Source organism: Pelagibacterium sediminicola (assembly GCF_003390885.1).
In the GTDB taxonomy this organism is placed as follows: domain Bacteria; phylum Pseudomonadota; class Alphaproteobacteria; order Rhizobiales; family Devosiaceae; genus Pelagibacterium; species Pelagibacterium sediminicola.
Map to the genome: position 1 here is coordinate 31,390 of NZ_QMEL01000003.1, position 22,950 is coordinate 54,339.

The following is a 22,950-nucleotide window of genomic DNA, read 5'->3' on the forward strand; positions in this document are numbered from 1 at the left end:
AACTCCAACCTGTTGAGATCGTGCGGTCGAACCGGAAAAGTCTGCAACTTTTCCTGACCGCACTCTATGCGTCCGGTTCGATTACCTCTCCGACATCGACCGTCGCCGCCGCTTCCAGCCATGCGGGCACGGGAAGATCCCTTGGCCGCAGGAACGAAGGGTTAAAGAGCTTGGATTGATAGCGGTTCCCGTAATCGGCCAGAATGGTGACGATTGTCTTTCCCGGCCCCAGATCCCGTGCCATGCGCACCGCCCCTGCGATATTGATCGCGGAGGAACCGCCCAGGCAAAGCCCTTCTTCCCTTATCAGATCGAATATATAGGGCAGGGCTTCGGAATCTGGAATACGGTATGGCAAATCGACCTCGAGATCGGCAAGATTGGCGGTGATCCGCCCCTGGCCGATCCCCTCGGTGATCGAATTGCCCTCCGATTTGAGCTCGCCGTCCTTGTAATAGCTGAAAAGAGCAGCGCCTTCGGGATCGGCAAGGCCGATCTTGATGTCGCGATTGCGCTCCTTGAGCGCAATGGCAACGCCACCCAGCGTGCCGCCCGAGCCCACCGCGCAGATAAAGCCATCGACCCGGCCCCCGGTCTGCTCGAAGATTTCCGGGCCTGTCGTTTCGACATGCGCCTGACGGTTGGCCACATTGTCGAACTGGTTGGCCCATATTGCGCCGTTAGGGCGCTCCGCCGCGAGCTTTTCCGCCAGCCGGCCCGAGAGTTTCACGTAGTTGTTGGGGTTCTTGTAGGGCTTGGCGGGCACCTCGATCAGTTCCGCGCCGGCCAGCCGGATGGCGTCCTTTTTTTCCTCGCTCTGGGTTTCGGGGATGACGATGACCGTCTCGAAACCCAGCGCGTTGCCGACCAGCGCAAGCCCGATCCCCGTGTTTCCGGCCGTCCCCTCGACGATCGTTCCACCCGGCCTCAACAGGCCGCGCGCCACCGCGTCGCGGATGATGAACAGTGCCGCGCGATCCTTGACCGACTGGCCGGGGTTCAAAAATTCCGCCTTACCCCAGATTTCACATCCCGTCGCCTCCGACACCTTGTTGAGACGGATGAGGGGCGTGTTGCCGATGGCCTGGGTAATATCGGAATAGCGGGACATGGAACCTGAGGAAACGTTGGGAGAAAGCCCGGATGGTAGCCAGCGCCCCTGTCGACGGCAAGCGGACTGAGCCTGTTCGGGAAGGCTTTTCCCTGTCGTCCGGTTCGGCAGAAAGCCATGCCGCGCAAGGCGGTAAAGGCAAAACACCATACCCCGAGGGAAATTGATTTCTGAATTTGGCGGCCGCTGGCGCATCGATCACCCACCGATTGCGAGTTGCGTGGAACCGCGACCGCGTCAACGTCCCGGCACGCGCAATAGCGGCGCGGAGACGGCAAGAGCGGCGGGCACGCGCGCTTGTCGGGGCCTTCCATTCATCGTAGTCGGTTTGTCTTCCTGATCGATTGCGGGTGCCCAGCCATGGCGATTTCCGGCGCGAGTCTCACACACCTTTCTCGTCTTGAATCCGAGAGCATCGAGATTTTCCGCGAGGTTGCGGCGAGTTTTGAGCGGCCGGTGATGATGTATTCGATCGGCAAGGATTCGAGCGTTCTGCTGCATCTGGCGCGCAAGGCGTTCTATCCCTCGCGCATCCCGTTTCCGCTGCTCCACATCGATACGACCTGGAAGTTCGGCGAGATGATCGCCTTTCGCGACCGCATGGCGGAGGAATACGGGTTTGAGCTGCGCGTGCACACCAACCCCGAGGGGCTGGCCGCCAATATCAACCCCTTCGATCACGGCTCGGCCCGCTATACCGACATCATGAAGACGCAAGCCTTGCGGCAGGCGCTGGGCGCGGGGCAGTACGATGCGGCGATTGGCGGGGCGCGGCGCGACGAGGAGAAGAGCCGCGCCAAGGAGCGCATCTTCTCGCACCGCAACGCGGCCCACGCCTGGGACCCCAAGAACCAGCGGCCAGAACTCTGGCGGGTGTTCAACACACGGCTCAATCCGGGGGAATCGATGCGGGTCTTCCCGCTCTCCAACTGGACCGAGCTCGACATCTGGACCTATATCCATGCCGAGGACATCCCCATCGTGCCGCTCTATTTCGCGCAGCACCGGCCTGTCGTTGCGCGTTCAGGCACGCTGATCATGGTCGATGACGAGCGGTTCCGGCTCGAAGCGGGCGAGACGCCGCGCGAGGAGCTGGTGCGCTTCAGGACCCTGGGCTGCTATCCGCTGACCGGGGCGATCCGCTCGCCTGCGGCAACGCTGCCCGAGATCATCATGGAAATGCAGGCCTCGCGCACCTCCGAGCGCGAAGGGCGGCTGATCGATTCCGATCAGGCCGGCTCGATGGAAAAGAAAAAGCAGGAGGGCTATTTCTGATGATGGCCACCTCTCCTCTCGTCCCCGACGCCGGTATTGCGGACTGGCTTGCCGAGCAGACCGATAAATCGCTGCTGCGGTTCTTGACCTGCGGGTCGGTCGACGATGGTAAGTCCACGCTCATCGGGCGGCTGCTCTATGACAGCCAATTGATCCTTGATGACCAGCTTGCCGCGCTCAAGAAGGAAAGCCGCAACCGGCACGTGGGCGATGAGGGCATCGATTTTTCGCTATTGGTCGACGGGCTGGTTGCCGAGCGCGAACAGGGCATCACCATCGATGTGGCCTATCGCTTCTTTTCAACCGCAAGGCGCAAGTTCATCGTCGCCGATACGCCGGGCCACGAGCAATATACCCGCAACATGGCCACCGGTGCTTCCAACGCCGATCTGGCCCTGCTGCTGGTCGATGCGCGCAAGGGGATATTGACCCAGACAAGGCGCCACAGCTTCATCCTCTCGCTGCTCGGGGTGAAGCACGTCGTCCTCGTCGTCAACAAGATCGACCTTGTCGGCTATGACGCCGATGTGTTCGCAGGCATCGAGAGCCAGTACCGGGAGTTTGCCAAAGATCTGGGCTTTGCCTCGATCGCCGCGGTGCCGGTTTCCGCGCTCAAGGGCGACAATATCGTCACCAACAGCGCCAGCACCCCCTGGTTCGAGGGTGCGCCGCTTCTGCCCTATCTCGAAGAGCTCCTTGTCGATGAGGATCGCTCAAAGGCCGCTTTCCGCTTTCCGGTGCAATGGGTCAATCGGCCCGATCTCGACTTCCGCGGCTTTTCGGGGACGGTCGCTTCGGGGACGGTGAGGACCGGCGACGAGGTGCTGGACGCCGCCTCGCGCAAACCCGCCAGGATCGCCCGCATCGTCACCATGGACGGCGATCTCCAAAGCGCCGTGGCCGGGCAGGCGGTGACGCTGGTGCTGGACCGCGAGATCGACGTCTCGCGCGGCGATGTGCTGGTCCATCCGGGCCGGACGCCGCACTATTCCAACCAGTTCCAGGCCGAAATGGTGTGGATGGCGGACGAGCCGGCCTATCCGGGGCGCTCCTATCTTTTAAAGCTCGGCGCCCAGCTTATCCCGGCGACCATCACCGACCTCAAGCACCGCACCGACGTCAATACGCTGGAAAAAACCGCCGCCAAGCGGCTCGAGCTCAACGAGGTCGGCACGCTCACCATCGCCACCGACAGGCCCATCGCCTTCGACCCTTACGCCGAGAACGGCGCCATGGGCGGGTTCATCCTCATCGACCGCATCGCCAACCAGACGCTGGGGGCGGGCACCATCAGTTTTGGTTTGCGGCGGGCCGAGAACCTTTCCTATCAGTCCTTCGACGTCACACGCGACGTGCGCGCGCAGCAAAAGGGGCAGACCCCCGCCATCGTCTGGTTCACCGGGCTGTCGGGCTCGGGCAAATCGACGGTCGCCAACCTCATGGAAAAGCGGCTGACAGCTGAGGGCAAGCACACCTACATCCTCGATGGCGACAATGTGCGGCACGGGCTCAACAAGGATCTGGGCTTTACCGACGCGGCGCGTATCGAAAACATCCGCCGGGTGGCCGAGGTGGCAAAGCTGATGGCCGATGCGGGGCTGATCGTTCTCGTCTCGTTCATCTCCCCGTTCCGCAACGAGCGGCGGCTGGCCCGCGAGATCGCCGGGGAGATCACCTTCATCGAAGCCTTTGTCGATACCCCCCTCGAAGTCTGCGAGGCGCGGGACCCCAAGGGCCTCTACGCCCGCGCCCGCAAGGGCGAGATCAAGAACTTCACCGGCATCGACAGCCCCTTCGAGCCGCCCGAAACCCCCGATGTCATCCTCAAGGGTGCAACCAAATCACCGCAGGACATGGCCGAGGAGCTTTATGAAAGGGTGAGTGGGTAGGGGGCTGCCAAAACGGCTCGAGAGATGCTCGATCTATTCCAGCAGTTCGGCCAGTTCATCCAGCGCCGCGCTCCACGCTTCGATCGAAAAGATGCGGGATTCGGGGTCGGTGTGGGCTTCGTCGACTTCGACCAGCGTGATCTCGGTGCGCTCGTCATCAAGGGGCCGAAAGGTGATGATGAGCGTTGATTCCTCGATGTCACCTTCTTCGCCGAAACGCCAGATCTCCACGAGCTTGCGGTCCTGCTCATAGGCTGCCACCTGACCATTCACCACATGGCTGACGGAAGGATCGTCCTCATCGGCGGTCTCGAAGCGAAGCGTGCCGCCCTCGAAAGCCTCGAAATCGGCGTGGTCGGCCTGCCATTGTTCGAGCAGGGCCGGGTCTGTCCATGCCGCAAAGACCTCTTCGGCGGGTGCGTCGATGGTCCGGGTAAGCGTTATGCTCTTTTCGCCGTCAGTGCTCATGGTCTGATCCTATACCTTCGTATCGGGCAGAAAAATGGTGAGCAGGCCGATGGCGGGCAGGAAAGCGCAAAGCTGGAAAACGAAGATGATGCTGGTCTGGTCGGCGATGACGCCCATAGTCGCCGCGCCCAGCGCGCCCGCGCCAAAGGCCGTGCCGAACATCAGCCCCGCGATCATTCCCACCCGGCCCGGCAGCAGTTCCTGAGCGTAAACCACAATGGCGGAAAACGCGGATGCCAGCACAAAGCCGATGATGGCTGTCAGGGCGATGGACAATTCGAGCCCTGCATAGGGCAAGACAAGGGTGAAGGGCAGGGGGCCGAGAATAGAAACCCAGATCACCGCCTTGCGCCCGATACGGTCCCCGATCGGGCCGCCGATAAAGGTCCCGGCGGCAGCGGCGCCCAGAAAGACGAACAGGTACACCTGGGCCTGACTTGCGGTAAGGGCGAACTTTTCGATGAGGAAGAAGGCATAAAAGCTGGTCATCGAGGCCATGTAAACGTTCTTGGAGATGACCAGCAGGCCAAGAATCATGAAAATCCAGAACAGATGCCGCTGTGAGATGCTCGGGTCGCGTGCTGGTCTCGGCGCAGCCTTGCTGATCCGGTTCTGGGTCGCGTACCAGCGTCCGACTGCCCAGAGCACAGCAATCGCCGTCAGCGCCACCAGCGCATACCAGCTCACGGTTCCCTGCCCGCGCGGTATGATGATGAATGCCGCCATCAGCGGGCCGAGCGCCGTGCCGATATTGCCCCCGACCTGAAACAGCGATTGCGCAAAGCCCAGCTTGCCGCCCGATGCCATGCGCGCAACCCGCGAGGCTTCCGGATGGAAGATGGCCGAGCCGACGCCGATGAGCGCCGCTGACGAGAGCAGGGCGGGATAGGTATCTGCATTGGCCAGTAGCAACAGCCCGCAAAGCGTAAAGCACATGGCGATGGGCAGCGAATAGGGCTGGGGGTGCTTGTCGGTATAAAAACCTACAAGCGGCTGGAGGAAGGAGGCGGTCAACTGGTGGGTCAGCGTGATCAGCCCGACCTGGGTGAAATCGAGCGCGTAAAGATCGCGCAGCAGGGGATAGACCGCCGGCAGCAATGCCTGCATCAGATCATTGAGGAAATGAGAGAAGCTGACCGCGAATATCACCCATAGCGAGGTGCTCCGCGCGGCGGGAACCGGCCCGGCCGTGGTCGTGGACATTTGATGCAAGCCTATAAAATCGTCGGCAGCCCGAGCGCTGCTTTGCCAGCGGTAGTCCCCCCGCAGGATGCTGTCAACTCACACCCATATGGCCGAAGGGGAGCGCTTCGGGCGTCATCGCCCGAAGCGGCAGACGTTATTTGGCTTCGCTATCTTCGATCATCGTGCCTTCACTACGGGTTTTCCAGAGCGAATAGCCGATGCCCGCGCCCAGAATGAGAATCGTGACAAGCAAGGACAGTGCGGTGTCGATATGGATGTGGAGCGGCACGAGGAAAATCTTGATACCGACAAGGACCAGCACCACCGCCAGCGCGAACTGCAAGTAGCGGAAGCGCGCCAGCGCCGCCGAAAGCGCAAAGAACAGTGCCCGCAGGCCGAGGACCGCGAATACGTTCGAGGTGTAGATGATGAACGGATCCTGCGTGATCGCGAAGATCGCCGGCACGCTGTCGACCGCGAAGATGACGTCGACGAACTCGACCATGATGAGCGCCACGGCCAGCGGGGTCAGCCAGAGTACCATCTTGCCGGTCTGGGGATGGGGCTGCTCGACGATGAACTTGTTGCCGTGGAACTGGGGCGTGATCCGGAAGCGCCGGCGCAGGAAGACGAGTATCCTGTTGTTTTCGATGTCGTCGTCTTCCTCCACTTTCCAGAACATCCTGATCCCGGTGAAGACGAGGAAAGCGCCGAACACGAACAGGATCGGCTCGAACGCCATCACCAGCGCCACACCCGCACCGATCAGCAGGGCGCGGAAGACCAGCACCCCGATGATGCCCCAGAACAGTACCCGGTACTGGTACACGCGCGGCACGCCCAGAAAGGTGAAGATCGAAGCGATGACGAAGATGTTGTCCATCGCCAGCGACTGCTCGATGATGTAGCCGGTAAAATATTCAAGCCCGGATTCCGCGCCGCGCGCGAACCAGACCCATGCACCGAAAGCGAGCGCGACGGCAACATACATGCCGTAGAGCAGGAAGCTTTCTTTCGCGCTGATTTCCTTTTGTTCCTTGTGCAGAAACCCCAGATCGAAAACCAGAATTGCCGCAACCACGACAATGAAGGCCAGCCAGAACCAGACCGGCGTGCCGAGAAATTGATCGGTGAAAAATTGTGCGAGGATTTCCATCGCCGGACCATCTCCATGTGTTGTTGGAGCAGCTCCGACATCACGCGGCGCTCAAGGGCGCTACGCCAGAGGGGCCCGGACTGCGGGCAGAAATGTGGGAAAGGCAAAACCCGCTTTCAAGGGGATTGCATGGATTTTTTTCTGGCCATGAGGCCGGAAGGCCCATTGCCCGGGCTGTACCGGGCAATGGGAATGCGGATTGAACGGCCTGATTTACGCCGGTGTGTGTGGCGAATAGAACAGCGGGATGGCCGGAATATCGATAAAGTCTCCCGCGCCTTCCACCATCATCTTCGCAGCGACATAGAGGATGAGGATAAGTCCGATCCAGGCGATCCAGCGGTGCTTGTGCAGGAGGCGGGCGATGAATGTGGCGGCAACGCCCATCAGGACGACCGAAAGGGCAAGGCCGAAGACCAGCGCCTCGAAATGGTGCTGTGCGGCGCCGGCCACGGCCAGCACGTTGTCGAGCGACATCGATACGTCGGCGATGATGATCTGGATAACCGCCTGCCGGAGCGTCTTGCGCGGCGCGCGCCCGGCAACGGACCCGTCCGCATTGAGATCGGCTTCGGCCAGCGCCTCGGTCGCCTCGTGTTCCTCCTCGAGGGGAACGGTGAGTTCGCGATACATCTTCCAGCAAACCCAGAGCAGCAGGATGCCGCCCGCGATCAGCAACCCACCGCCCAGCGAAAGCAACTGGGTGGTGATGAGCGCAAAGCCGATGCGCAGGACCGTGGCGGCGATGATGCCGATCAGAATCGCGCGCCGGCGCAGATCGGCGGGAAGCCCTGCCGCAGCCAGACCGATGACAACGGCATTATCGCCGGCAAGAACCAGGTCAATCAGGATGACCTGAACTAGAGAACTCAGGAAACTGGGATCTATCCCTAACATGGGGGCCTCAACAGGGGGAAGATAACAAGGAAGGGGACCTGTCTATAAGTCCGATCGAGACTCAATGCCAAGATGCCTGCGAAGAGATTTTTCAAACACGGAAATATGCAGCGGCCCAGCGGCGACCGCGCATAAGAGGCGTCGGATATAAAAGGAATGAATGGCTCCCCGGGCCGGATTCGAACCAGCGACCAACCGGTTAACAGCCGGTTGCTCTACCACTGAGCTACCGGGGAACAAGGCAGCACTGCTTGGCAGGTGCGTCCATCTAGCCAATTTGGTTGCGCTTGCCAACCCCCAATTCGCGCAGCTTGCCACCATCGCGGATGATGTCTGAAAGCGCCATCAGGTCTGACAGTGTATTGATCCCGGCAAAAGGGTTTTCCGGCAACTTGTCATAGCTGCATGGCGCGGCCCCGATTCGCGATGCGATGTCGCGGAGCCGTGGGCCTTTCGTGGTGCGCTGTTCGCCCGCCAGCGCGTTGTGCAGGGCAGGGACGTGCCAGAGCGCGCAGGTGGGAAAGTTGCGTCCTTTGTAGCTGCCCATGACGCAGCCGACCCCGGAATCGAGCAGGGGACGTGCACGTTTGACGAAATCACGCGGAAAAAATGGCGTATCGACCGCCATGGATACCATGAGATCGAATCCGCTCGCAGCGATGCACCATTGCGCGCCCGCCGCCAGCCCCGCTGCGGGGCCGGTAATGCCGTCCGATGAATCGGGGAGGGTGGTAATGGCAGGATCGGCATATTCGGAGGCATTTTCAGCGACCGAGAGCAGCAGCGCATCGACCTGACGGTCCAGCCGCGCGGCGCTCCATGTCACGAGCGGCGTGTTGCCCAGGCGCAGATGCGCCTTGCGCACGCCCCCCAGGCGCTGCCCGCCGCCGCCCGCCAGAATCAGCCCTGCAATCATTGCCGGTCTTTCCGAGGGAAAGATGGAGGCCTCGACCGGAATCGAACCGGTGTACACGGATTTGCAATCCGCTGCGTCACCACTCCGCCACGAGGCCTCTGGCGCAGGGTTCTATGTTAGCGCGAAGCCCGAGGCAAGGGCTCAGGCGCGCCGCCCGGCGAATTATCTTCAAGCGTACGTCTGGCCTGGGAACCGCTTCTTTGGGTTTGGCGTTTTTATCGCATGTCCACGATGGAAGCGCTCATGCTTGCCGAATGTCCCAATTGCCGCTCCAAGATCAGTCCCCAGAGCACCGTCTGTCCCGGTTGCCATGCGCCGTTGCGCCAGCCGCCGCGCGATGTGGCGCGCCCGGTGTTCGTCTGGGCCTTCGTTGCCTTCAATACCCTCATGATCGGGTGGCTTGCCTTTTATCTCGTTGCCGGGAAGACGGATTTGCTCGCCCCGCGTATCCTCAGCGCGGCGCTGGGAGGGGGTGATGCTGCCGGCACCCCCGTGGGAGGCGGCTTCGGGGTGGGGTATCTGATCATGCTCTGGATCTGGGGTACCATCGTCCTGGGGCTTTTTGCCCTTCCCAGCTTCAAGGGCACTAAAAAGCACGATGCGGGGGGAGGTACGCGATAATGTCCCTGCGCACGACGATAGTCATTGCACCACTGGGTTCATCGCGGCGAATCGTGGCGCGGGCCAATCCACTGGCCGCAGCCTTGCGCGGCATCGGGATCGGTGCTGTCCTGCTTGTCCTTGGCGTTGTCTATCTTGCCGTGGCGCCGTTCTTCTGGTGCGCAGGCAAGTTCAGGGCTCGACACACTCGTTGATCGTTAATCCGGCGCTTCGTTTTCCGGCGATGCCGTCCGGAAGGCGGAGCCTTCCTGCGAAGAGCGGAACATGGTGAGCGTGCCGGCCCACAAGAGCTTGACGGGGAGTGTGCTGTTGTTGGCCCAGCTATGGATGCGGTTGCCGCGGAAGTGGATGCTGTCACCCGGCCCAATGCGCATTTCCTCGTCTTCGATCATGAGTGTCAACTCGCCCGCCGTGACAAACACCAGTTCCTCCCCTTCATGGCTGGCGTTCTCGGACCGGTAGCCGGGCGCGATGGTGATGAGAAAGGACGAGAGGACGTTACCGGGGAATTCGGCGTGCAGGCGTTCGTAGGAGATACGAGGGTCACTGACCGAGAACGGCATCCTGCGCCCCGATCGCGTCAGGGCGTCCTGCGTGCTGGGGGTTGCAATGAAATAATCCACTCCCAGTTTCAACGCCCGGGCAATCGCAGCAAGCGTGCTGATCGAAGGCGATGCCTGATCGCGCTCGACCTGGCTGAGATACCCGACCGATACCCCCGCTTCCTGCCCCAGCGCCTGCAGCGTCATACGCAAGGCGTGGCGGCGCGCCCGGATGAGTGCGCCCACCCTTGCTGCCTGTGAGGTATTGGCCATACCGTCCATGCTGAAATCCTGGCCCCCTGCCTGTCCCCGTTCGCGATTCTACTGGCTATGGCCAGGATGACAACGGCCAATCCGCAGACAGGGAAAAGGGCGGGCTTTGCCCAATAATCCTGATTTAACCGGGTGCTAACCACGATTGCGTTGCTTTTGAGCAACATTGCGCGCTTGCCCCATTCTCGCCATGGGCGGGCCCCACTTCGTCCGCACTCCGGCGTGACAGTCCGCCAATCGTATGGAGACGATCCGTCCGACGCTGTTGTGGCCGCAAGGCAACACCTCCCGCGTCTTGCGTTATCGGGCCGAGGACGGACCGGAACCCATGCCCACCGGCTTCATTGTGTTTCCACGCCGGTATAAAAGGAGAATATTCATGAACACGCTCAAGAAAGTGGCTCTCGTCGCTCTTTTGTCCACAACCGCGACCGGTAGCGCTCTTGCTGCCGACGCCATCACCACGCCGCCGCCGCCGATTCCGGAAGTTCCCGTCGTCGATTATAGCGGTTTTGACTGGAATGGCTTTTATGCCGGCCTGGGTGTTGGCGCCCAGAACGAAGTTACCGGCAACACCAGCTGGGCGGTCGGCGCTCATGCCGGTTTCAACGCGGCCTTCGATTTCTTCGTGGTCGGTGCCGAACTCGGTGTCGAGGGCATCTTCGATACCCCCGATAGCTACGCCTATGGTACGGTCCTTGGCCGCGCCGGTGCGCTCGTGACCAACGACCTTCTGGCCTATGGCGCCGTGGGTTACGGCACCGACTTTGGTGCGGCAACCGGTTCGGGCGAGCACATCCTTGCGGGTGGCGGTCTCGAATTCGCAGCAACCGATGCCGTGTCGATCCGCGGTCAGTACCTCTATGGCTGGGAACAGTCGGGTGCCGGCAACGACGTCCACAAGTTCTCGGTCGGCGCGAACTTCCATTTCTAGGAATCGCGAGGGGCGTTCGACGCCCGCCTGAGTCTTTCGAGGCGGCCCGCAAATTTCGCGGGCCGCCTTTTTCGTACGTTAATGAACGGTTAGGGTTACCCGATTGGTTGTGCTGAAATGGCAACATTTGACGGCAATGCGTCCGTAATCGGGCCTGAATGTGAAAATTTGATAGGGGCGGGACTGTGCGTTTGGGGCCGCGTGCGTTATATAGATGTCAACTCCAATCGCGTTCGTTGAGGTGAATCATGAAACTCAAGTCCATTCTTCTCGCAGGTGCCGCCGTCGTAGCCGTCTCCGGTGCTGCGCTTGCCGCCGACCCCATCATGCCCACTCCGGTTGTTCCGGTTGCGCCGATCCCGGCCGCCTTTGACTGGAACGGCTTTTACGCCGGTGTCCGCGTTGGTGCAGAAAATCAGGTTGCTCCCATCAGCGACACCGATTGGCTCATTGGTGTTGAAATCGGTGTGAACGCTGCCTACGACATGTTCGTCATGGGTGCGGAACTGGCCGTTGACGCCGTCTTCGAGCAGCCCGACGCTTTCGCTTACGGTGAGATCACCGCTCGCGGCGGTGTGCTGGTTGCTCCTGAAGTCCTGGTCTACGGCACTGTCGGTTACGGCACCGACTTCGGTTCGACCGTTCCTCAGGCTTCAGGTGCTCACGTCCTTGCGGGTCTGGGTGCGGAATTCGCCGTCACCGACAGCGTCTCGCTCGATGCGCGCTACGTCTATGGCTGGTCGCAGACCGCTGGCAAGACCGACATCCACAAGTTCACGGTCGGCGCCAACTTCCACTTCTAGTCGGAAGTCGACTCAATTCGATCAGGGCCACACCGTTCGCGGTGTGGCCTTTTTTGTTTGCACGATAGGTGGCGCAACTGGCTGGCGCGGGGCAGGGCGGTGCGATCGCTGCAATTTTAGTAAAGTCTTAGGCACGTTCGGAGGCTTTGCTTGCCGCGTCGCGCTCGTACGCAATAATGCATCCAGTTAACCTTAACTGGGAGTGATGCGCATGTCTGCTGGACGCAAACTCATCGTGGCCCTTGCGATGATCGGGGTGGCTGCCGTGCCTGCAGCGGCGCAGGACTATGGCCCTTATGGCTATGGCACCGGCTTTGACTGGGACGGTTTTTACGCCGGTGTTTATGGCGGCGGCGTGCCGACCGGAAGCGGATCGTGGAGTGCGGGTATCTTCTCGGGCGTCAATATTGCCGTCGACAGCGCCGTATTCGGTGTTGAGGCCCAGCTTGGCGGCGATTTCGGGACCTCGACCAGCATGGATGCGCTGATCATGGGGAAGGGCGGCCTCTCGCTCGGCGAGGCGCTGGTGTACGGTACGGCCGGCACGGGCTTCGTGCAGGGCAGTTTCGGCTATGCTTTCGGCGCGGGCGCTGAATACGCCTTCACCAACTCGATGTCGGCTCGCGGCGAGGCCCTGGGGGTTGGCGCTTGGGGTGGCGGGCCGTCCGATATGCGGCTGGCGGTGGGGCTTGCCTTTCATCTCTGACTGACTGCCGCCGGCACCATTGTCGGCCACCGCTTTGAATTTGCCGCAGCACGGGGAACGCGCTGCGGTTTCTGCGATTCAGAAACATGATATAAATCATCAGGTTTATGCCCCCTTGAAACCGCTATGGGTGTGGGTTAAGCCCACACCGAACGGTTTGCCTGTCATCACGCAATGACAGGATTCGCCGCGCCCGGGCTCTCTTTTCCGGGCTCATCGACAAGGCATGGCTGTCTTATGAATGAATTGCTCAGCAACTACCTGCCAATTCTGATTTTCGTGGGGCTGTCGGGCGTTATCGGCCTCGCGCTGCTGGTCGCTCCATTTCTCATCGCGATCAGACGTCCCGACCCCGAAAAAGTATCGGCATACGAATGCGGTTTCGAGGCGTTCGACGATGCCCGCATGAAGTTCGACGTGCGATTCTATCTGGTCGCGATCCTGTTCATCATTTTCGATCTCGAGGTTGCGTTCCTGTTCCCGTGGGCGGTCGCGTTCGGGGAACTGGGCTGGTTCGGATTCTGGTCGATGATGACGTTTCTTGGCGTCCTGACCATCGGCTTCATCTATGAATGGCGCAAAGGGGCACTCGAATGGGATTGACCGATAGCGACACCCTGATTGCACCCAGTCCGCGCGGTGTAATCGATCCCGCGACCAACCGGCCGGTGGGCGCGACCGACCCCTATTATGTCGAGATCAACGACGAACTCGCCGACAAGGGTTTTCTCGTCACCTCGACCGACGAACTCATCAACTGGGCGCGTACCGGAAGTCTCATGTGGATGACGTTCGGTCTCGCCTGCTGCGCAGTCGAAATGATGCAGATGTCGATGCCGCGCTATGACTGCGAGCGGTTCGGGTTCGCCCCGCGCGCCTCTCCGCGCCAGTCCGACGTGATGATCGTTGCCGGCACCCTCACCAACAAGATGGCGCCCGCGCTGCGCAAGGTCTACGACCAGATGCCCGAGCCGCGCTACGTCATCTCGATGGGAAGCTGTGCCAATGGCGGCGGCTATTACCACTATTCCTATTCGGTGGTGCGCGGGTGCGACCGCGTGGTTCCGGTCGACGTTTACGTGCCCGGATGCCCGCCGACTGCGGAAGCGCTGCTTTATGGCGTGCTGCTTCTGCAAAAAAAGATCCGCCGCACAGGCACCATCGAGCGATAAGGCTTGGCGACTATGGCAGATGCCCTTTCAGATCTTGGCGCGCACATCGCCAGCAAGGCAGGCGATGCGCTCGATGGCTATGATGTTGCGTTCGGCGAGCTGACGCTTGAAGCCAGGGCCGGACACATTGTGGACCTGGTGACCCTGCTGCGCGATGATCCGGACTATCAGTTCATCTGTTTCATCGACGTATGCGGTGTGGACTATCCGGATCGCGCGGAACGGTTCGATGTGGTCTATCACCTGCTAAGCCCGGTAAAGAACCTGCGTATCCGCGTACGCGTCACGACCGATGAGGAGACGCCGGTCCCCTCGATCACCGGCGTTTTCCCCGGTGCCGACTGGTTCGAGCGCGAGGCTTACGATCTTTACGGCATTCTGTTTTCGGGCCACCACGACCTGCGCCGCATTCTCACCGACTACGGCTTTGACGGGTATCCGCTGCGCAAGGACTTTCCGCTCACCGGGTTTGTCGAGGTCCGCTACGACGAGGAGCGCAAGCGCGTCGTCTATGAGCCGGTGAAGCTCGCCCAGGAATTCCGCGATTTCGACTATCTGTCCCCGTGGGAAGGCACCGACTATGTGCTTCCGGGCGATGAAAAGGCGAACTGATGACCGAACACGACGTACGGACGTTCAACATCAACTTCGGCCCCCAGCACCCTGCTGCGCACGGCGTGCTGCGTCTGGTGCTCGAACTCGACGGCGAAGTCGTCGAGCGGGTCGATCCGCATGTGGGGCTGCTGCATCGCGGCACCGAGAAGCTGATCGAGCACAAGACCTATCTTCAGGCTGTTCCGTACTTCGACCGGCTCGATTACGTCGCGCCGATGAACCAGGAGCACGCGTTCGCGCTGGCCGTCGAAAAACTGCTCGGGATCAAGGTTCCGTTCAGGGGGCAGTTGATCCGGGTGCTTTATTCGGAAATCGGGCGTTTGCTGTCACATTTGCTCAACGTCACGACCCAGGCGATGGACGTCGGCGCGCTCACCCCGCCGCTCTGGGGGTTCGAGCAGCGCGAGCAGTTGATGATTTTTTATGAGCGCGCTTCGGGCTCGCGCATGCACGCTGCCTATATCCGCCCCGGCGGCGTTCATCAGGATCTGCCGCAGGCCCTGATCGACGACATTGAAAAGTTCACCGAGAATTTTCCCAAGGCGGTCGATGATATCCACGGGCTGATCACCGACAACCGCATCTTCAAGCAGCGCAACGCCGATATCGGCGTCATCTCGCTCGAGGATGCTTGGGCGTGGGGCTTTTCGGGGGTCATGGTGCGCGGCTCGGGGGCAGCGTGGGATTTGCGCAAGAACCAGCCTTATGAGTGTTACGACCGGCTCGATTTCGATATCCCAGTCGGCAAGAACGGCGATTGCTACGACCGCTATCTCATCCGCATGGAAGAGATGTATCAGTCCAACCGCATCATGAAGCAGTGCATCGATCTGCTCAATTCGCCCGAAGGGCAGGGGCCGGTCAACACCACCGACGGCAAGATCGTACCGCCCAAACGCGGCGAGATGAAACGTTCGATGGAAGCGCTCATCCATCACTTCAAGCTCTATACCGAGGGCTACAGGGTGCCTGCCGGCGAGGTTTATGCCGCTGTCGAGGCTCCCAAGGGCGAGTTCGGCGTCTATCTGGTCGCCGACGGCACCAACAAGCCCTATCGCTGCAAGATCCGCGCGCCCGGCTTCGCGCATCTTTCGGCCATGGATTTTATCAGTCGCGGGCACCTTCTGGCCGACGTCTCGGCCATTCTGGGTTCCCTCGACATCGTGTTCGGAGAGGTTGATCGCTGATGAGCGTGCGCCGCCTTGCAGACGAATCCGTTCAGCCCGCATCCTTTGCGTTCACCGCGGAGAACGCCGCGTGGGCGGAAAAGCGGATAGCCCTTTATCCCGAAGGGCGCCAGCAATCCGCCGTGATCCCGCTGCTTATGCGCGCGCAGGAACAGGATGGGTGGGTTTCCCGCGCCACCATCGAGACCATCGCCGACATGCTCGACATGCCCTATATCCGGGTGCTCGAAGTGGCGACGTTCTATACCCAGTTCCAGCTCCAGCCGGTGGGCACCCGCGCCCATATCCAGGTGTGCGGTACGACCCCTTGCATGCTGCGCGGCGCCGAAGATCTTCGCGCCATCTGCCAGAAGCACATCCATCCCGAGCCACATAGTCTCAATGAAGACGGCACGATGAGCTGGGAAGAGGTCGAGTGCCAGGGCGCATGCGTCAATGCTCCGATGGTCACCATCGGCTTCGATACCTACGAGGACCTGACCCCCGAACGCTTTGAGGAAATCGTTCTCGCGTTCCGCGACGGCAAGGGCGACACGATTCCGCCGGGCCCGCAGAACGGCCGCATATTTTCGGCACCGCTCGCGGGGCAGACGACGCTGCTCGACGATGTGGAGAATCATGCCGGGACAGGGACGGCAAAACCGGTGAGCACCGGCAGACCTGATGCCACTCGGCCCGGACGCAAGCGCAAGGTGGGCCAGGAGGCCGCTCCCGCAATTCAATCTCCCGCCCCCGCCAACGCCAAGGTTTCGCTCGAAGAGGCCGAGAGCGAGAACAGGAAGGCTGCGGGGCCCGCCCGCCGCAAGCCGGGTCAAGCGATGCGTGAAGGTGCCACCGGCGCGGAATCTCCCGCGATCGAGAAGACCGCGCCTGTAACGCCTCTCTTTCAGGCGCCAGAAGGTACGCCCGACGATCTCAAGCTGATCTCGGGGGTTGGCCCCGTGCTCGAAGGTCGGCTCCACGCACTCGGAATCAGGAAATACGCGCAGGTCGCGGCATTCTCCGCCGAAGACATCGCGCGGGTCGATGCGGTGCTCAATTTCAGGGGGCGCGTCGAACGCGACAACTGGGTTGGGCAGGCCAAGGCACTGGCGGAAGGTGGTGTCGAGCGCTACCGCGAAGTTTTCGGTAAGGATCCGCGATGAGCAAGCTCGCAAGGCAAGATATTCTCAACGTGAAATCCATCATTATCGGCGTTGCGTGCGTCCTGCTCGCCGTCGCGTTCTTCACCGTCATGCTGCCGGCTCTGGGGCTCGTCCTGCCCGGCGCCGTGGCGGGCGCGCTGGCCGGGTCCGGCGGCGTTCTCATGTGGTTCGCGATTCTCAGACGCGGGAGGGCCTGACCCGATGCTCACGGACAAGGACCGTATCTTTACCAATCTTTACGGCCAGGGTGACTGGGGCCTGGAAGGCGCCAGACGCCGCGGATCGTGGAACGGCACCAAGGATCTGCTCGACAAGGGCCGCGACTGGCTGACCAACGAAGTCAAGGCTTCGGGGCTGCGCGGCCGGGGCGGGGCAGGGTTCTCGACCGGCCTCAAATGGAGTTTCATGCCCAAGGTCAATGATGGCCGCCCGCACTATCTCGTCGTTAACGCCGACGAATCCGAGCCGGGCACCTGCAAGGACCGAGAAATCCTGCGCCACGACCCCCATCACCTGATTGAAGGGTGCCTGATCGCGGGCCGCGCCATGGATGCGCATACCGCCTATATCTACATTCGCGGCGAGTTCATGCGCGAGCGCCAGCATCTGGAGGCCGCCGTGCAGCAGGCTTACGACGCCAGGCTGATCGGCAAGAACAACATCCATGGCTGGGATTTCGATATCGTCGTCCACCATGGGGCGGGGGCCTATATCTGCGGTGAGGAAACCGCGCTGCTCGAATCGCTCGAGGGCAAGAAGGGGCAGCCGCGCCTGAAACCCCCGTTCCCGGCAGGCATGGGGCTTTACGGCTCCCCGACCACTGTCAACAACGTCGAATCCATTGCCGTCGTGCCGGAAATCCTGCGCCGCGGCTCAGGCTGGTTCGCCGGGCTGGGCCGCGAGAACAACACCGGCACCAAGCTCTTCTGCGTATCGGGCCATGTGAACAACCCGGCGACGTTTGAAGAGGAAATGGGAACTCCGTTCGACGTGCTGATCGATAAGCACTGCGGCGGTATCCGGGGCGGGTGGGACAATTTGCTCGCCGTCATACCGGGTGGCTCTTCGGTGCCTTGCGTGCCGGCGGAGAGGATCAAATCGGCCCATATGGACTTCGATGGCCTGCGCGAAGCAGGCTCCTCGCTGGGCACCGCCGCTGTGATCGTCATGGACAAGTCCACAGACATCATCAAGGCGATCTGGCGGATTTCAGCCTTCTACAAGCACGAAAGCTGCGGCCAGTGCACGCCCTGCCGCGAGGGCACCGGCTGGATGATGCGCGTGATGGAGCGTATGGTGCGCGGCGAAGCGCAAAAGCGTGAGATCGACATGCTGTTCGCCGTATCCAAGCAAGTCGAGGGCCATACGATCTGCGCGCTTGGCGACGCGGCGGCGTGGCCCATCCAGGGGCTGATCCGCAACTTCCGCCACGTGATCGAAGAGCGGATCGACGCATACACCTACAAGTCCACCTCGGACGGCGCCGTGCCGTCCGTTGCGGCGGAGTAAGAACGATGGCTGAAGACCCCCAAAGCCTCGTGCTGGAAATGCTGCGTAGGATCGAAGGCAGACTGACGCGCATGGAAGAAAGACTCGAACACATTGAGTTCGATCTGCATGAGATAAAGGTTCGGATGACCGCTCAGGAAGAACGGTTGAGCAGCCTCGACCGGCGGATGGACAGGCTTGAAGAAAGGGTGGCCCGGATCGAAAAACGCCTCGATCTGGTTGGCCCGGAGTTGAGATAATGGCGCAAATCAAGGTCGATGGCGAACTGGTCGAGGTTCCCGATCACTTCACGCTGCTCCAGGCGGCGGAAGTGGCGGGCGTGGAAATCCCACGCTTCTGCTATCACGAACGCCTCTCGGTGGCGGGCAATTGCCGCATGTGTCTCGTCGAGGTGAAAGGCGGACCGCCCAAGCCGCAGGCGAGCTGCGCCATGGGCGTGCGTGACCTGCGCCCTGGCCCCAATGGCGAGCCGCCCGAAATCTTCACCAACACGCCGATGGTCAAGAAGGCCCGCGAAGGCGTGATGGAATTTCTGCTCATCAACCACCCGCTCGATTGCCCCATCTGCGATCAGGGCGGGGAGTGCGATCTGCAGGACCAGGCCATGGCCTATGGCGTCGATTCCTCGCGGTTCCACGAGAACAAGCGGGCGGTCGAGGACAAGTATATCGGCCCGCTGATCAAGACAATCATGACGCGCTGCATCCTGTGCACCCGCTGCGTGCGCTTCACCACCGAAGTCGCCGGCATCACCGAAATGGGGCTGCTCGGGCGAGGTGAGGACGCCGAGATCACGTCCTATCTCGAGCGGGCGCTGACCAGCGAATTGCAGGGCAACGTCATCGATCTCTGCCCGGTCGGCGCGCTGACCTCCAAGCCCTACGCCTTCCAGGCGCGTCCGTGGGAACTCACCAAGACCGAATCCATCGACGTCATGGACGCGGTCGGCTCGGCCATCCGCGTTGACAGCCGGGGCAAGGAAGTGCTGCGCATCCTGCCGCGTCTGCATGAGGACGTGAACGAGGAATGGATCTCGGACAAGACCCGGTTCGTCTGGGATGGCCTGCGCACCCAGCGCCTCGACCGGCCATATGTCCGCAAGGGCGGCAGGTTGCAGGCCGCGTCATGGGGCGAGGCTTTCGCCGCCGTTGCCGCCGCGGTCAAGAAGTCCGAAGGCACCCGCATCGGCGCAATCGCCGGTGACCTTGCAGGCATCGAAGAGATGTACGCGCTCAAGACGCTGATGGCGTCGCTGGGCTCGGCCAATATCGATGCGCGCCCCGCGGGCTCCGCGCTCGATCCCAGGGCGGGCCGCGCCTCCTATATCTTCAATCCGACCATTGCGGGAATCGAAAAGGCCGACGCGACCCTCCTGATCGGCACCAATCCCCGCCGCGAAGCCGCGGTGCTCAACGCCCGCATCCGCAAGGCGTGGCGCAATGGCGACGTTGCGATCGGGGTCGTCGGCGAAGCCGCGGACCTCACCTATGATTACACTCATCTGGGCGCCGGCATCGATACGCTGGCCGATCTGGCTGCGGGCAGGAACGATTTCGCCCAGGTGTTGAAGAACGCCAATCATCCCATTGTTATCGTTGGGGAGGGGGCCATTACCGGCGCGTCCGGCAAGGACGTTCTGGCTCTCGCGGCCTCGCTTGCCGACGGCAAGGACGGCTGGAACGGCTTTGCGGTACTTCACAACGCCGCCGCCCGTGTCGGTGCGCTCGATATCGGCTTTGTGCCGGGCCGTGGCGGGCTCGATACCGCCGGCATGGTCGAGGCGGCGGGCGCAGGCAAACTCGATCTCTTGTTCCTGCTCGGGGCCGACGAGATCGACATGTCCTCTCTGGGCAACACGACGGTCGTTTATATCGGCACCCATGGCGATGCCGGTGCGCACCGCGCCGACATCATCCTGCCGGCGGCGGCCTATACCGAAAAATCGGCGACTTACGTCAATACCGAAGGCCGCGTGCAGATGGCCAACCGGGCGATCTTTGCGCCCGGCGATGCCCGCGAGGACTGGGCTATTCTGCGTGCGCTCTCGGGCGTGCTCGGCCACACCTTGCCATTCGACTCGCTCCAGGCGCTGCGCGCAAACCTTTACGGCGATTTCCCCCATATGGCGCATGTCGACGGCATTGCTGCCGGCAAGGCGAAGGACGTTACGGCGCTCGCCAGGGCCGTGACCCCGAAAAAGAGCTATGCGCTGGTGTCCCCCGTCAGCGATTTCTACCTCACCAACGCCATCGCCCGGGCGTCGGCCGTGATGGCCGAATGCTCGCAGTTGATGGCGGGCATGAAGCAGGCAGCGGAATAAGGCAGCGATATGGACTGGTTTTTATACGCGCTCGACTACCTCCTCGGCGCCCCCATCCTGGGGCTCGGCACGATGGTCGGCTTTGTCTGGAAAGCGCTGCTGCTGCTGGTGACGCTGCTGGTCTTTACGGCCTATGTGCTGCTCGCCGACCGCAAGATCTGGGCGGCCGTTCAGATTCGGCGCGGTCCCAACGTCGTTGGCGCGTTCGGCCTGCTGCAGAGTTTCGCGGACCTCATGAAGTTCGTCTTCAAGGAGCCTGTTATCCCGGCGGGGGCCGACAAGGCGGTGTTCCTGCTCGCTCCGCTCATCACGGTGCTGCTGGCGCTTTCCGCATGGGCTGTGGTGCCTGTGGCCGAGGGCTGGGCGCTGGCCGATATCAACATCGGCATTCTCTATATCTTCGCGATCTCCTCGCTCAGCGTCTATGGCATCATCATGGGCGGATGGGCGTCGAACTCGAAATATCCGTTCCTCGGCGCGCTGCGCTCGGCGGCGCAGATGGTCAGCTACGAAGTCTCCATCGGCTTCGTCATCATCACCGTGCTGCTGTGCGTCGGTTCGCTCAACCTCACCCATATCGTTATCGCTCAATATGAAATGGGGCTCGCGCACATGCTGGGCGTGCCGTGGCTGACCTTCCTCAACTGGTTCTGGCTTCCGCTGTTTCCCATGTTCGTCATCTTCTTCATTTCGGCGCTCGCCGAGACGAACCGCCCGCCCTTCGATCTGCCCGAGGCGGAATCCGAACTGGTCGCCGGGTTCATGGTCGAATACGGCTCGACGCCTTATATGATGTTCATGCTCGGCGAATATGTCGCCATCATCCTGATGTGCGCCATGACGACCATCCTGTTCCTCGGGGGTTGGACTGCGCCGATCGATCTGCCGCCTTTCACCTGGATTCCGGGCGTGGTATGGTTTGTCCTCAAGCTTTCGGCGGTCTTTTTCATGTTTGGCATGGTCAAGGCCATCGTTCCCCGCTACCGCTACGATCAGTTGATGCGCCTGGGCTGGAAGGTATTCCTGCCCATTTCGATCGCCATGATCGTTATCGTCGCCGCCGTCCTCCAGTTTACGGGCTGGGGCTGGCATGGCGGCATGGCTTAAAGGAGAAAACGCGATGAATGCCCTGCGTTTCTTCGACGCGCTGTTGCTCAGGGAGTTCGTATCGACCTTCTTTCTGGCGATGCGCTATTTCTTTGCGCCCAAGCCGACCATCAACTACCCCTTCGAGAAGGGCCCGGTCTCCCCGCGCTTCCGGGGTGAACACGCGTTGCGCCGTTACCCCAATGGCGAAGAGCGCTGCATCGCCTGCAAGCTGTGCGAGGCCATCTGCCCGGCGCAGGCCATCACCATCGAGGCCGGGCCGCGCCAGAACGACGGCACCCGCCGTACCGTGCGCTACGACATCGATATGGTGAAGTGCATCTATTGCGGCTTCTGCCAGGAAGCCTGCCCGGTGGACGCCATCGTCGAAGGCCCCAATTTCGAGTTTGCGACCGAAACCCGCGAGGAGCTCTACTTCTCCAAGGAACGCCTGCTGGCCAATGGCGACAGGTGGGAACGCGAGCTGGCCCAGAACATCGCGCTCGACGCGCCTTACCGCTAGGAGCCCGATGTGACGCTGCCGCTTTTCTTCTTCTATCTCTTCTCGGCCATCGTGGTCGCTTCGGCGCTCATGGTCATCTCATCGCGCAATCCCGTGCACTCGGTCCTGTTCCTGATCCTCGCTTTCGTCAACGCGGCGGGCATCTTCCTTCTGGCCGGGGCGGAATTTTTGGCCTTCATCCTGATCGTCGTCTATGTCGGCGCGGTCGCGGTGCTGTTCCTGTTCGTCATCATGATGCTCGATGTCGATTTCGCCGAGTTGCGCAAGGGCGTCATGCAGCATGCGCCGGTTGGCATCATCGTCGGCCTCATCCTGCTGCTTGAGCTGCTGATGGTGGCCGGTTCGGCATTTATCGTGCCCGAAGCCGCCGGTGCGGGCGTCGTGCCGATCGACGGGGGCGTTGAGAACACGCGTGCGATCGGACGGGTACTCTACACCAATTACATCTATCTTTTCCAGGCGTGCGGCCTCGTGCTGCTGGTGGCCATGATCGGGGCGATCGTCCTGACGCTGCGCCACAAGCCCAACGTCAAGCGGCAGGACATCGCCAAACAGGTCGCGCGCACCAGGTCGGGCGTCGAGACCGTCAGGATCGAGAGCGGAAAAGGGCTTTAAGG

General features: G+C 61.6%; 26 protein-coding genes and 2 tRNA genes. 19 read left to right on the top strand and 9 right to left on the bottom strand.

The features are described 5' to 3' along the window. Positions 1-64: 64 nt before the first annotated feature. Positions 65-1,111, bottom strand: coding sequence for a cysteine synthase A (locus tag DQG18_RS06380; protein WP_116653427.1), 1,047 nt, complete (start codon positions 1,109-1,111; stop codon positions 65-67). Between the two features lie 360 nt (positions 1,112-1,471). Here DQG18_RS06380 and cysD point away from each other — a divergent pair, with 360 nt between their 5' ends. Continuing rightward, positions 1,472-2,386 (top strand): sulfate adenylyltransferase subunit CysD, encoded by a 915-nt coding sequence (gene cysD / locus DQG18_RS06385; protein WP_116653428.1) that lies wholly within the window; start codon positions 1,472-1,474, stop codon positions 2,384-2,386. After that, positions 2,386-4,275: a sulfate adenylyltransferase subunit CysN gene (gene cysN / locus DQG18_RS06390; protein WP_198669692.1), complete on the top strand. Its 1,890-nt coding sequence runs from the start codon at positions 2,386-2,388 to the stop codon at positions 4,273-4,275. The genes cysD and cysN overlap by 1 nt, the downstream gene beginning before the upstream one ends. A gap of 33 nt (positions 4,276-4,308) precedes the next feature. Here cysN and DQG18_RS06395 read toward each other — a convergent pair whose 3' ends face one another. The 7 genes from DQG18_RS06395 to DQG18_RS06425 all read right to left on the bottom strand — a co-directional run bounded on the left by DQG18_RS06395 (position 4,309) and on the right by DQG18_RS06425 (position 8,994). Next, positions 4,309-4,743: an SRPBCC family protein gene (locus DQG18_RS06395; protein WP_116653429.1), complete on the bottom strand. Its 435-nt coding sequence runs from the start codon at positions 4,741-4,743 to the stop codon at positions 4,309-4,311. Between the two features lie 9 nt (positions 4,744-4,752). Beyond that, entirely contained in the window at positions 4,753-5,946 is a 1,194-nt protein-coding gene (locus tag DQG18_RS06400; protein ID WP_116653430.1) for an MFS transporter, read from the bottom strand. Positions 5,947-6,082: 136 nt separating this feature from the next. Continuing rightward, entirely contained in the window at positions 6,083-7,084 is a 1,002-nt protein-coding gene (locus tag DQG18_RS06405) for a TerC family protein (RefSeq protein WP_116653431.1), read from the bottom strand. Between the two features lie 213 nt (positions 7,085-7,297). After that, a complete protein-coding gene (locus DQG18_RS06410) occupies positions 7,298-7,981 on the bottom strand; it encodes a TerC family protein (RefSeq protein WP_116653432.1) in 684 nt (227 codons plus the stop codon). Between the two features lie 161 nt (positions 7,982-8,142). Then, positions 8,143-8,217, bottom strand: a tRNA-Asn gene (locus DQG18_RS06415). A gap of 32 nt (positions 8,218-8,249) precedes the next feature. Next, the gene (locus DQG18_RS06420; RefSeq protein ID WP_116653433.1) at positions 8,250-8,897 is read right to left on the bottom strand and encodes an NTP transferase domain-containing protein; all 648 of its coding nucleotides are present in this window, start codon (positions 8,895-8,897) and stop codon (positions 8,250-8,252) included. A gap of 23 nt (positions 8,898-8,920) precedes the next feature. Beyond that, positions 8,921-8,994: transfer RNA gene (locus tag DQG18_RS06425), tRNA-Cys, on the bottom strand. 125 nt (positions 8,995-9,119) lie between these two features. Here DQG18_RS06425 and DQG18_RS06430 point away from each other — a divergent pair. Both DQG18_RS06430 and DQG18_RS16010 read left to right on the top strand, forming a co-directional pair. Next, positions 9,120-9,518 carry a zinc ribbon domain-containing protein gene (locus DQG18_RS06430; protein ID WP_116653434.1) on the top strand — a complete coding sequence of 133 codons (399 nt, stop codon included), beginning with the start codon at positions 9,120-9,122 and terminating at the stop codon, positions 9,516-9,518. Then, a complete protein-coding gene (locus tag DQG18_RS16010) occupies positions 9,518-9,712 on the top strand; it encodes a hypothetical protein (protein WP_157970037.1) in 195 nt (64 codons plus the stop codon). Before DQG18_RS06430 ends, DQG18_RS16010 begins: the two co-directional genes overlap by 1 nt. A gap of 3 nt (positions 9,713-9,715) precedes the next feature. Here DQG18_RS16010 and DQG18_RS06435 read toward each other — a convergent pair whose 3' ends face one another. Then, entirely contained in the window at positions 9,716-10,342 is a 627-nt protein-coding gene (locus DQG18_RS06435) for a helix-turn-helix domain-containing protein (RefSeq protein WP_116653435.1), read from the bottom strand. Between the two features lie 370 nt (positions 10,343-10,712). Here DQG18_RS06435 and DQG18_RS06440 point away from each other — a divergent pair, with 370 nt between their 5' ends. The 15 genes from DQG18_RS06440 (at position 10,713) to DQG18_RS06510 (ending at position 22,948) form a co-directional block, all read left to right on the top strand. Then, positions 10,713-11,267 carry an outer membrane protein gene (locus DQG18_RS06440; RefSeq protein WP_116653436.1) on the top strand — a complete coding sequence of 185 codons (555 nt, stop codon included), beginning with the start codon at positions 10,713-10,715 and terminating at the stop codon, positions 11,265-11,267. A gap of 248 nt (positions 11,268-11,515) precedes the next feature. Continuing rightward, entirely contained in the window at positions 11,516-12,070 is a 555-nt protein-coding gene (locus tag DQG18_RS06445; RefSeq protein WP_245958389.1) for an outer membrane protein, read from the top strand. A gap of 211 nt (positions 12,071-12,281) precedes the next feature. After that, a complete protein-coding gene (locus DQG18_RS06450) occupies positions 12,282-12,776 on the top strand; it encodes an outer membrane protein (protein WP_157970038.1) in 495 nt (164 codons plus the stop codon). A gap of 237 nt (positions 12,777-13,013) precedes the next feature. Then, positions 13,014-13,379, top strand: a complete 366-nt coding sequence (locus DQG18_RS06455) for an NADH-quinone oxidoreductase subunit A (protein ID WP_116653439.1) — start codon at positions 13,014-13,016, stop codon at positions 13,377-13,379. Continuing rightward, positions 13,370-13,948, top strand: coding sequence for a NuoB/complex I 20 kDa subunit family protein (locus DQG18_RS06460; RefSeq protein ID WP_116653440.1), 579 nt, complete (start codon positions 13,370-13,372; stop codon positions 13,946-13,948). The genes DQG18_RS06455 and DQG18_RS06460 overlap by 10 nt, the downstream gene beginning before the upstream one ends. A 12-nt stretch (positions 13,949-13,960) precedes the next feature. Then, on the top strand, positions 13,961-14,560 hold the full coding sequence (locus tag DQG18_RS06465; protein ID WP_116653441.1) for an NADH-quinone oxidoreductase subunit C: 600 nt from the start codon (positions 13,961-13,963) through the stop codon (positions 14,558-14,560). Continuing rightward, positions 14,560-15,750, top strand: a complete 1,191-nt coding sequence (locus DQG18_RS06470) for an NADH-quinone oxidoreductase subunit D (protein WP_116653442.1) — start codon at positions 14,560-14,562, stop codon at positions 15,748-15,750. Before DQG18_RS06465 ends, DQG18_RS06470 begins: the two co-directional genes overlap by 1 nt. Further along, the gene (gene nuoE, locus DQG18_RS06475; protein WP_116653443.1) at positions 15,750-16,895 is read left to right on the top strand and encodes an NADH-quinone oxidoreductase subunit NuoE; all 1,146 of its coding nucleotides are present in this window, start codon (positions 15,750-15,752) and stop codon (positions 16,893-16,895) included. The genes DQG18_RS06470 and nuoE overlap by 1 nt, the downstream gene beginning before the upstream one ends. Further along, on the top strand, positions 16,892-17,092 hold the full coding sequence (locus DQG18_RS06480) for a hypothetical protein (RefSeq protein WP_116653444.1): 201 nt from the start codon (positions 16,892-16,894) through the stop codon (positions 17,090-17,092). The genes nuoE and DQG18_RS06480 overlap by 4 nt, the downstream gene beginning before the upstream one ends. 4 nt (positions 17,093-17,096) lie before the next feature. Next, on the top strand, positions 17,097-18,404 hold the full coding sequence (nuoF, locus tag DQG18_RS06485; protein WP_116653445.1) for an NADH-quinone oxidoreductase subunit NuoF: 1,308 nt from the start codon (positions 17,097-17,099) through the stop codon (positions 18,402-18,404). A gap of 5 nt (positions 18,405-18,409) precedes the next feature. Continuing rightward, positions 18,410-18,643 carry a hypothetical protein gene (locus tag DQG18_RS06490; protein WP_116653446.1) on the top strand — a complete coding sequence of 78 codons (234 nt, stop codon included), beginning with the start codon at positions 18,410-18,412 and terminating at the stop codon, positions 18,641-18,643. After that, a complete protein-coding gene (gene nuoG / locus DQG18_RS06495; RefSeq protein ID WP_116653447.1) occupies positions 18,643-20,724 on the top strand; it encodes an NADH-quinone oxidoreductase subunit NuoG in 2,082 nt (693 codons plus the stop codon). Before DQG18_RS06490 ends, nuoG begins: the two co-directional genes overlap by 1 nt. Positions 20,725-20,796: 72 nt before the next feature. Continuing rightward, entirely contained in the window at positions 20,797-21,831 is a 1,035-nt protein-coding gene (nuoH, locus tag DQG18_RS06500) for an NADH-quinone oxidoreductase subunit NuoH (RefSeq protein WP_116653766.1), read from the top strand. 13 nt (positions 21,832-21,844) lie between these two features. After that, the gene (nuoI, locus tag DQG18_RS06505; RefSeq protein WP_116653767.1) at positions 21,845-22,333 is read left to right on the top strand and encodes an NADH-quinone oxidoreductase subunit NuoI; all 489 of its coding nucleotides are present in this window, start codon (positions 21,845-21,847) and stop codon (positions 22,331-22,333) included. Between the two features lie 9 nt (positions 22,334-22,342). Beyond that, entirely contained in the window at positions 22,343-22,948 is a 606-nt protein-coding gene (locus tag DQG18_RS06510) for an NADH-quinone oxidoreductase subunit J (protein WP_116653448.1), read from the top strand. Positions 22,949-22,950 lie beyond the last annotated feature (2 nt).

Coding starts and splice junctions, on each gene's coding strand:
- nuoF (WP_116653445.1), top strand. CDS start 17,097: ATGCTCACGGACAAGGACCGTATCTTTACCAATCTTTACGGCCAGGGT.
- DQG18_RS06440 (WP_116653436.1), top strand. CDS start 10,713: ATGAACACGCTCAAGAAAGTGGCTCTCGTCGCTCTTTTGTCCACAACC.
- DQG18_RS06450 (WP_157970038.1), top strand. CDS start 12,282: ATGTCTGCTGGACGCAAACTCATCGTGGCCCTTGCGATGATCGGGGTG.
- DQG18_RS06480 (WP_116653444.1), top strand. CDS start 16,892: ATGAGCAAGCTCGCAAGGCAAGATATTCTCAACGTGAAATCCATCATT.
- DQG18_RS06380 (WP_116653427.1), bottom strand. CDS start 1,111: ATGTCCCGCTATTCCGATATTACCCAGGCCATCGGCAACACGCCCCTC.
- cysD (WP_116653428.1), top strand. CDS start 1,472: ATGGCGATTTCCGGCGCGAGTCTCACACACCTTTCTCGTCTTGAATCC.
- DQG18_RS06395 (WP_116653429.1), bottom strand. CDS start 4,743: ATGAGCACTGACGGCGAAAAGAGCATAACGCTTACCCGGACCATCGAC.
- DQG18_RS06405 (WP_116653431.1), bottom strand. CDS start 7,084: ATGGAAATCCTCGCACAATTTTTCACCGATCAATTTCTCGGCACGCCG.
- DQG18_RS06400 (WP_116653430.1), bottom strand. CDS start 5,946: ATGTCCACGACCACGGCCGGGCCGGTTCCCGCCGCGCGGAGCACCTCG.
- DQG18_RS06435 (WP_116653435.1), bottom strand. CDS start 10,342: ATGGACGGTATGGCCAATACCTCACAGGCAGCAAGGGTGGGCGCACTC.
- nuoH (WP_116653766.1), top strand. CDS start 20,797: ATGGTCGGCTTTGTCTGGAAAGCGCTGCTGCTGCTGGTGACGCTGCTG.
- DQG18_RS06470 (WP_116653442.1), top strand. CDS start 14,560: ATGACCGAACACGACGTACGGACGTTCAACATCAACTTCGGCCCCCAG.
- nuoG (WP_116653447.1), top strand. CDS start 18,643: ATGGCGCAAATCAAGGTCGATGGCGAACTGGTCGAGGTTCCCGATCAC.
- DQG18_RS06430 (WP_116653434.1), top strand. CDS start 9,120: ATGTCCACGATGGAAGCGCTCATGCTTGCCGAATGTCCCAATTGCCGC.
- nuoE (WP_116653443.1), top strand. CDS start 15,750: ATGAGCGTGCGCCGCCTTGCAGACGAATCCGTTCAGCCCGCATCCTTT.
- DQG18_RS06445 (WP_245958389.1), top strand. CDS start 11,516: ATGAAACTCAAGTCCATTCTTCTCGCAGGTGCCGCCGTCGTAGCCGTC.
- DQG18_RS06460 (WP_116653440.1), top strand. CDS start 13,370: ATGGGATTGACCGATAGCGACACCCTGATTGCACCCAGTCCGCGCGGT.
- cysN (WP_198669692.1), top strand. CDS start 2,386: ATGATGGCCACCTCTCCTCTCGTCCCCGACGCCGGTATTGCGGACTGG.
- nuoI (WP_116653767.1), top strand. CDS start 21,845: ATGAATGCCCTGCGTTTCTTCGACGCGCTGTTGCTCAGGGAGTTCGTA.
- DQG18_RS06455 (WP_116653439.1), top strand. CDS start 13,014: ATGAATGAATTGCTCAGCAACTACCTGCCAATTCTGATTTTCGTGGGG.
- DQG18_RS06490 (WP_116653446.1), top strand. CDS start 18,410: ATGGCTGAAGACCCCCAAAGCCTCGTGCTGGAAATGCTGCGTAGGATC.
- DQG18_RS16010 (WP_157970037.1), top strand. CDS start 9,518: ATGTCCCTGCGCACGACGATAGTCATTGCACCACTGGGTTCATCGCGG.
- DQG18_RS06465 (WP_116653441.1), top strand. CDS start 13,961: ATGGCAGATGCCCTTTCAGATCTTGGCGCGCACATCGCCAGCAAGGCA.
- DQG18_RS06410 (WP_116653432.1), bottom strand. CDS start 7,981: ATGTTAGGGATAGATCCCAGTTTCCTGAGTTCTCTAGTTCAGGTCATC.
- DQG18_RS06420 (WP_116653433.1), bottom strand. CDS start 8,897: ATGATTGCAGGGCTGATTCTGGCGGGCGGCGGCGGGCAGCGCCTGGGG.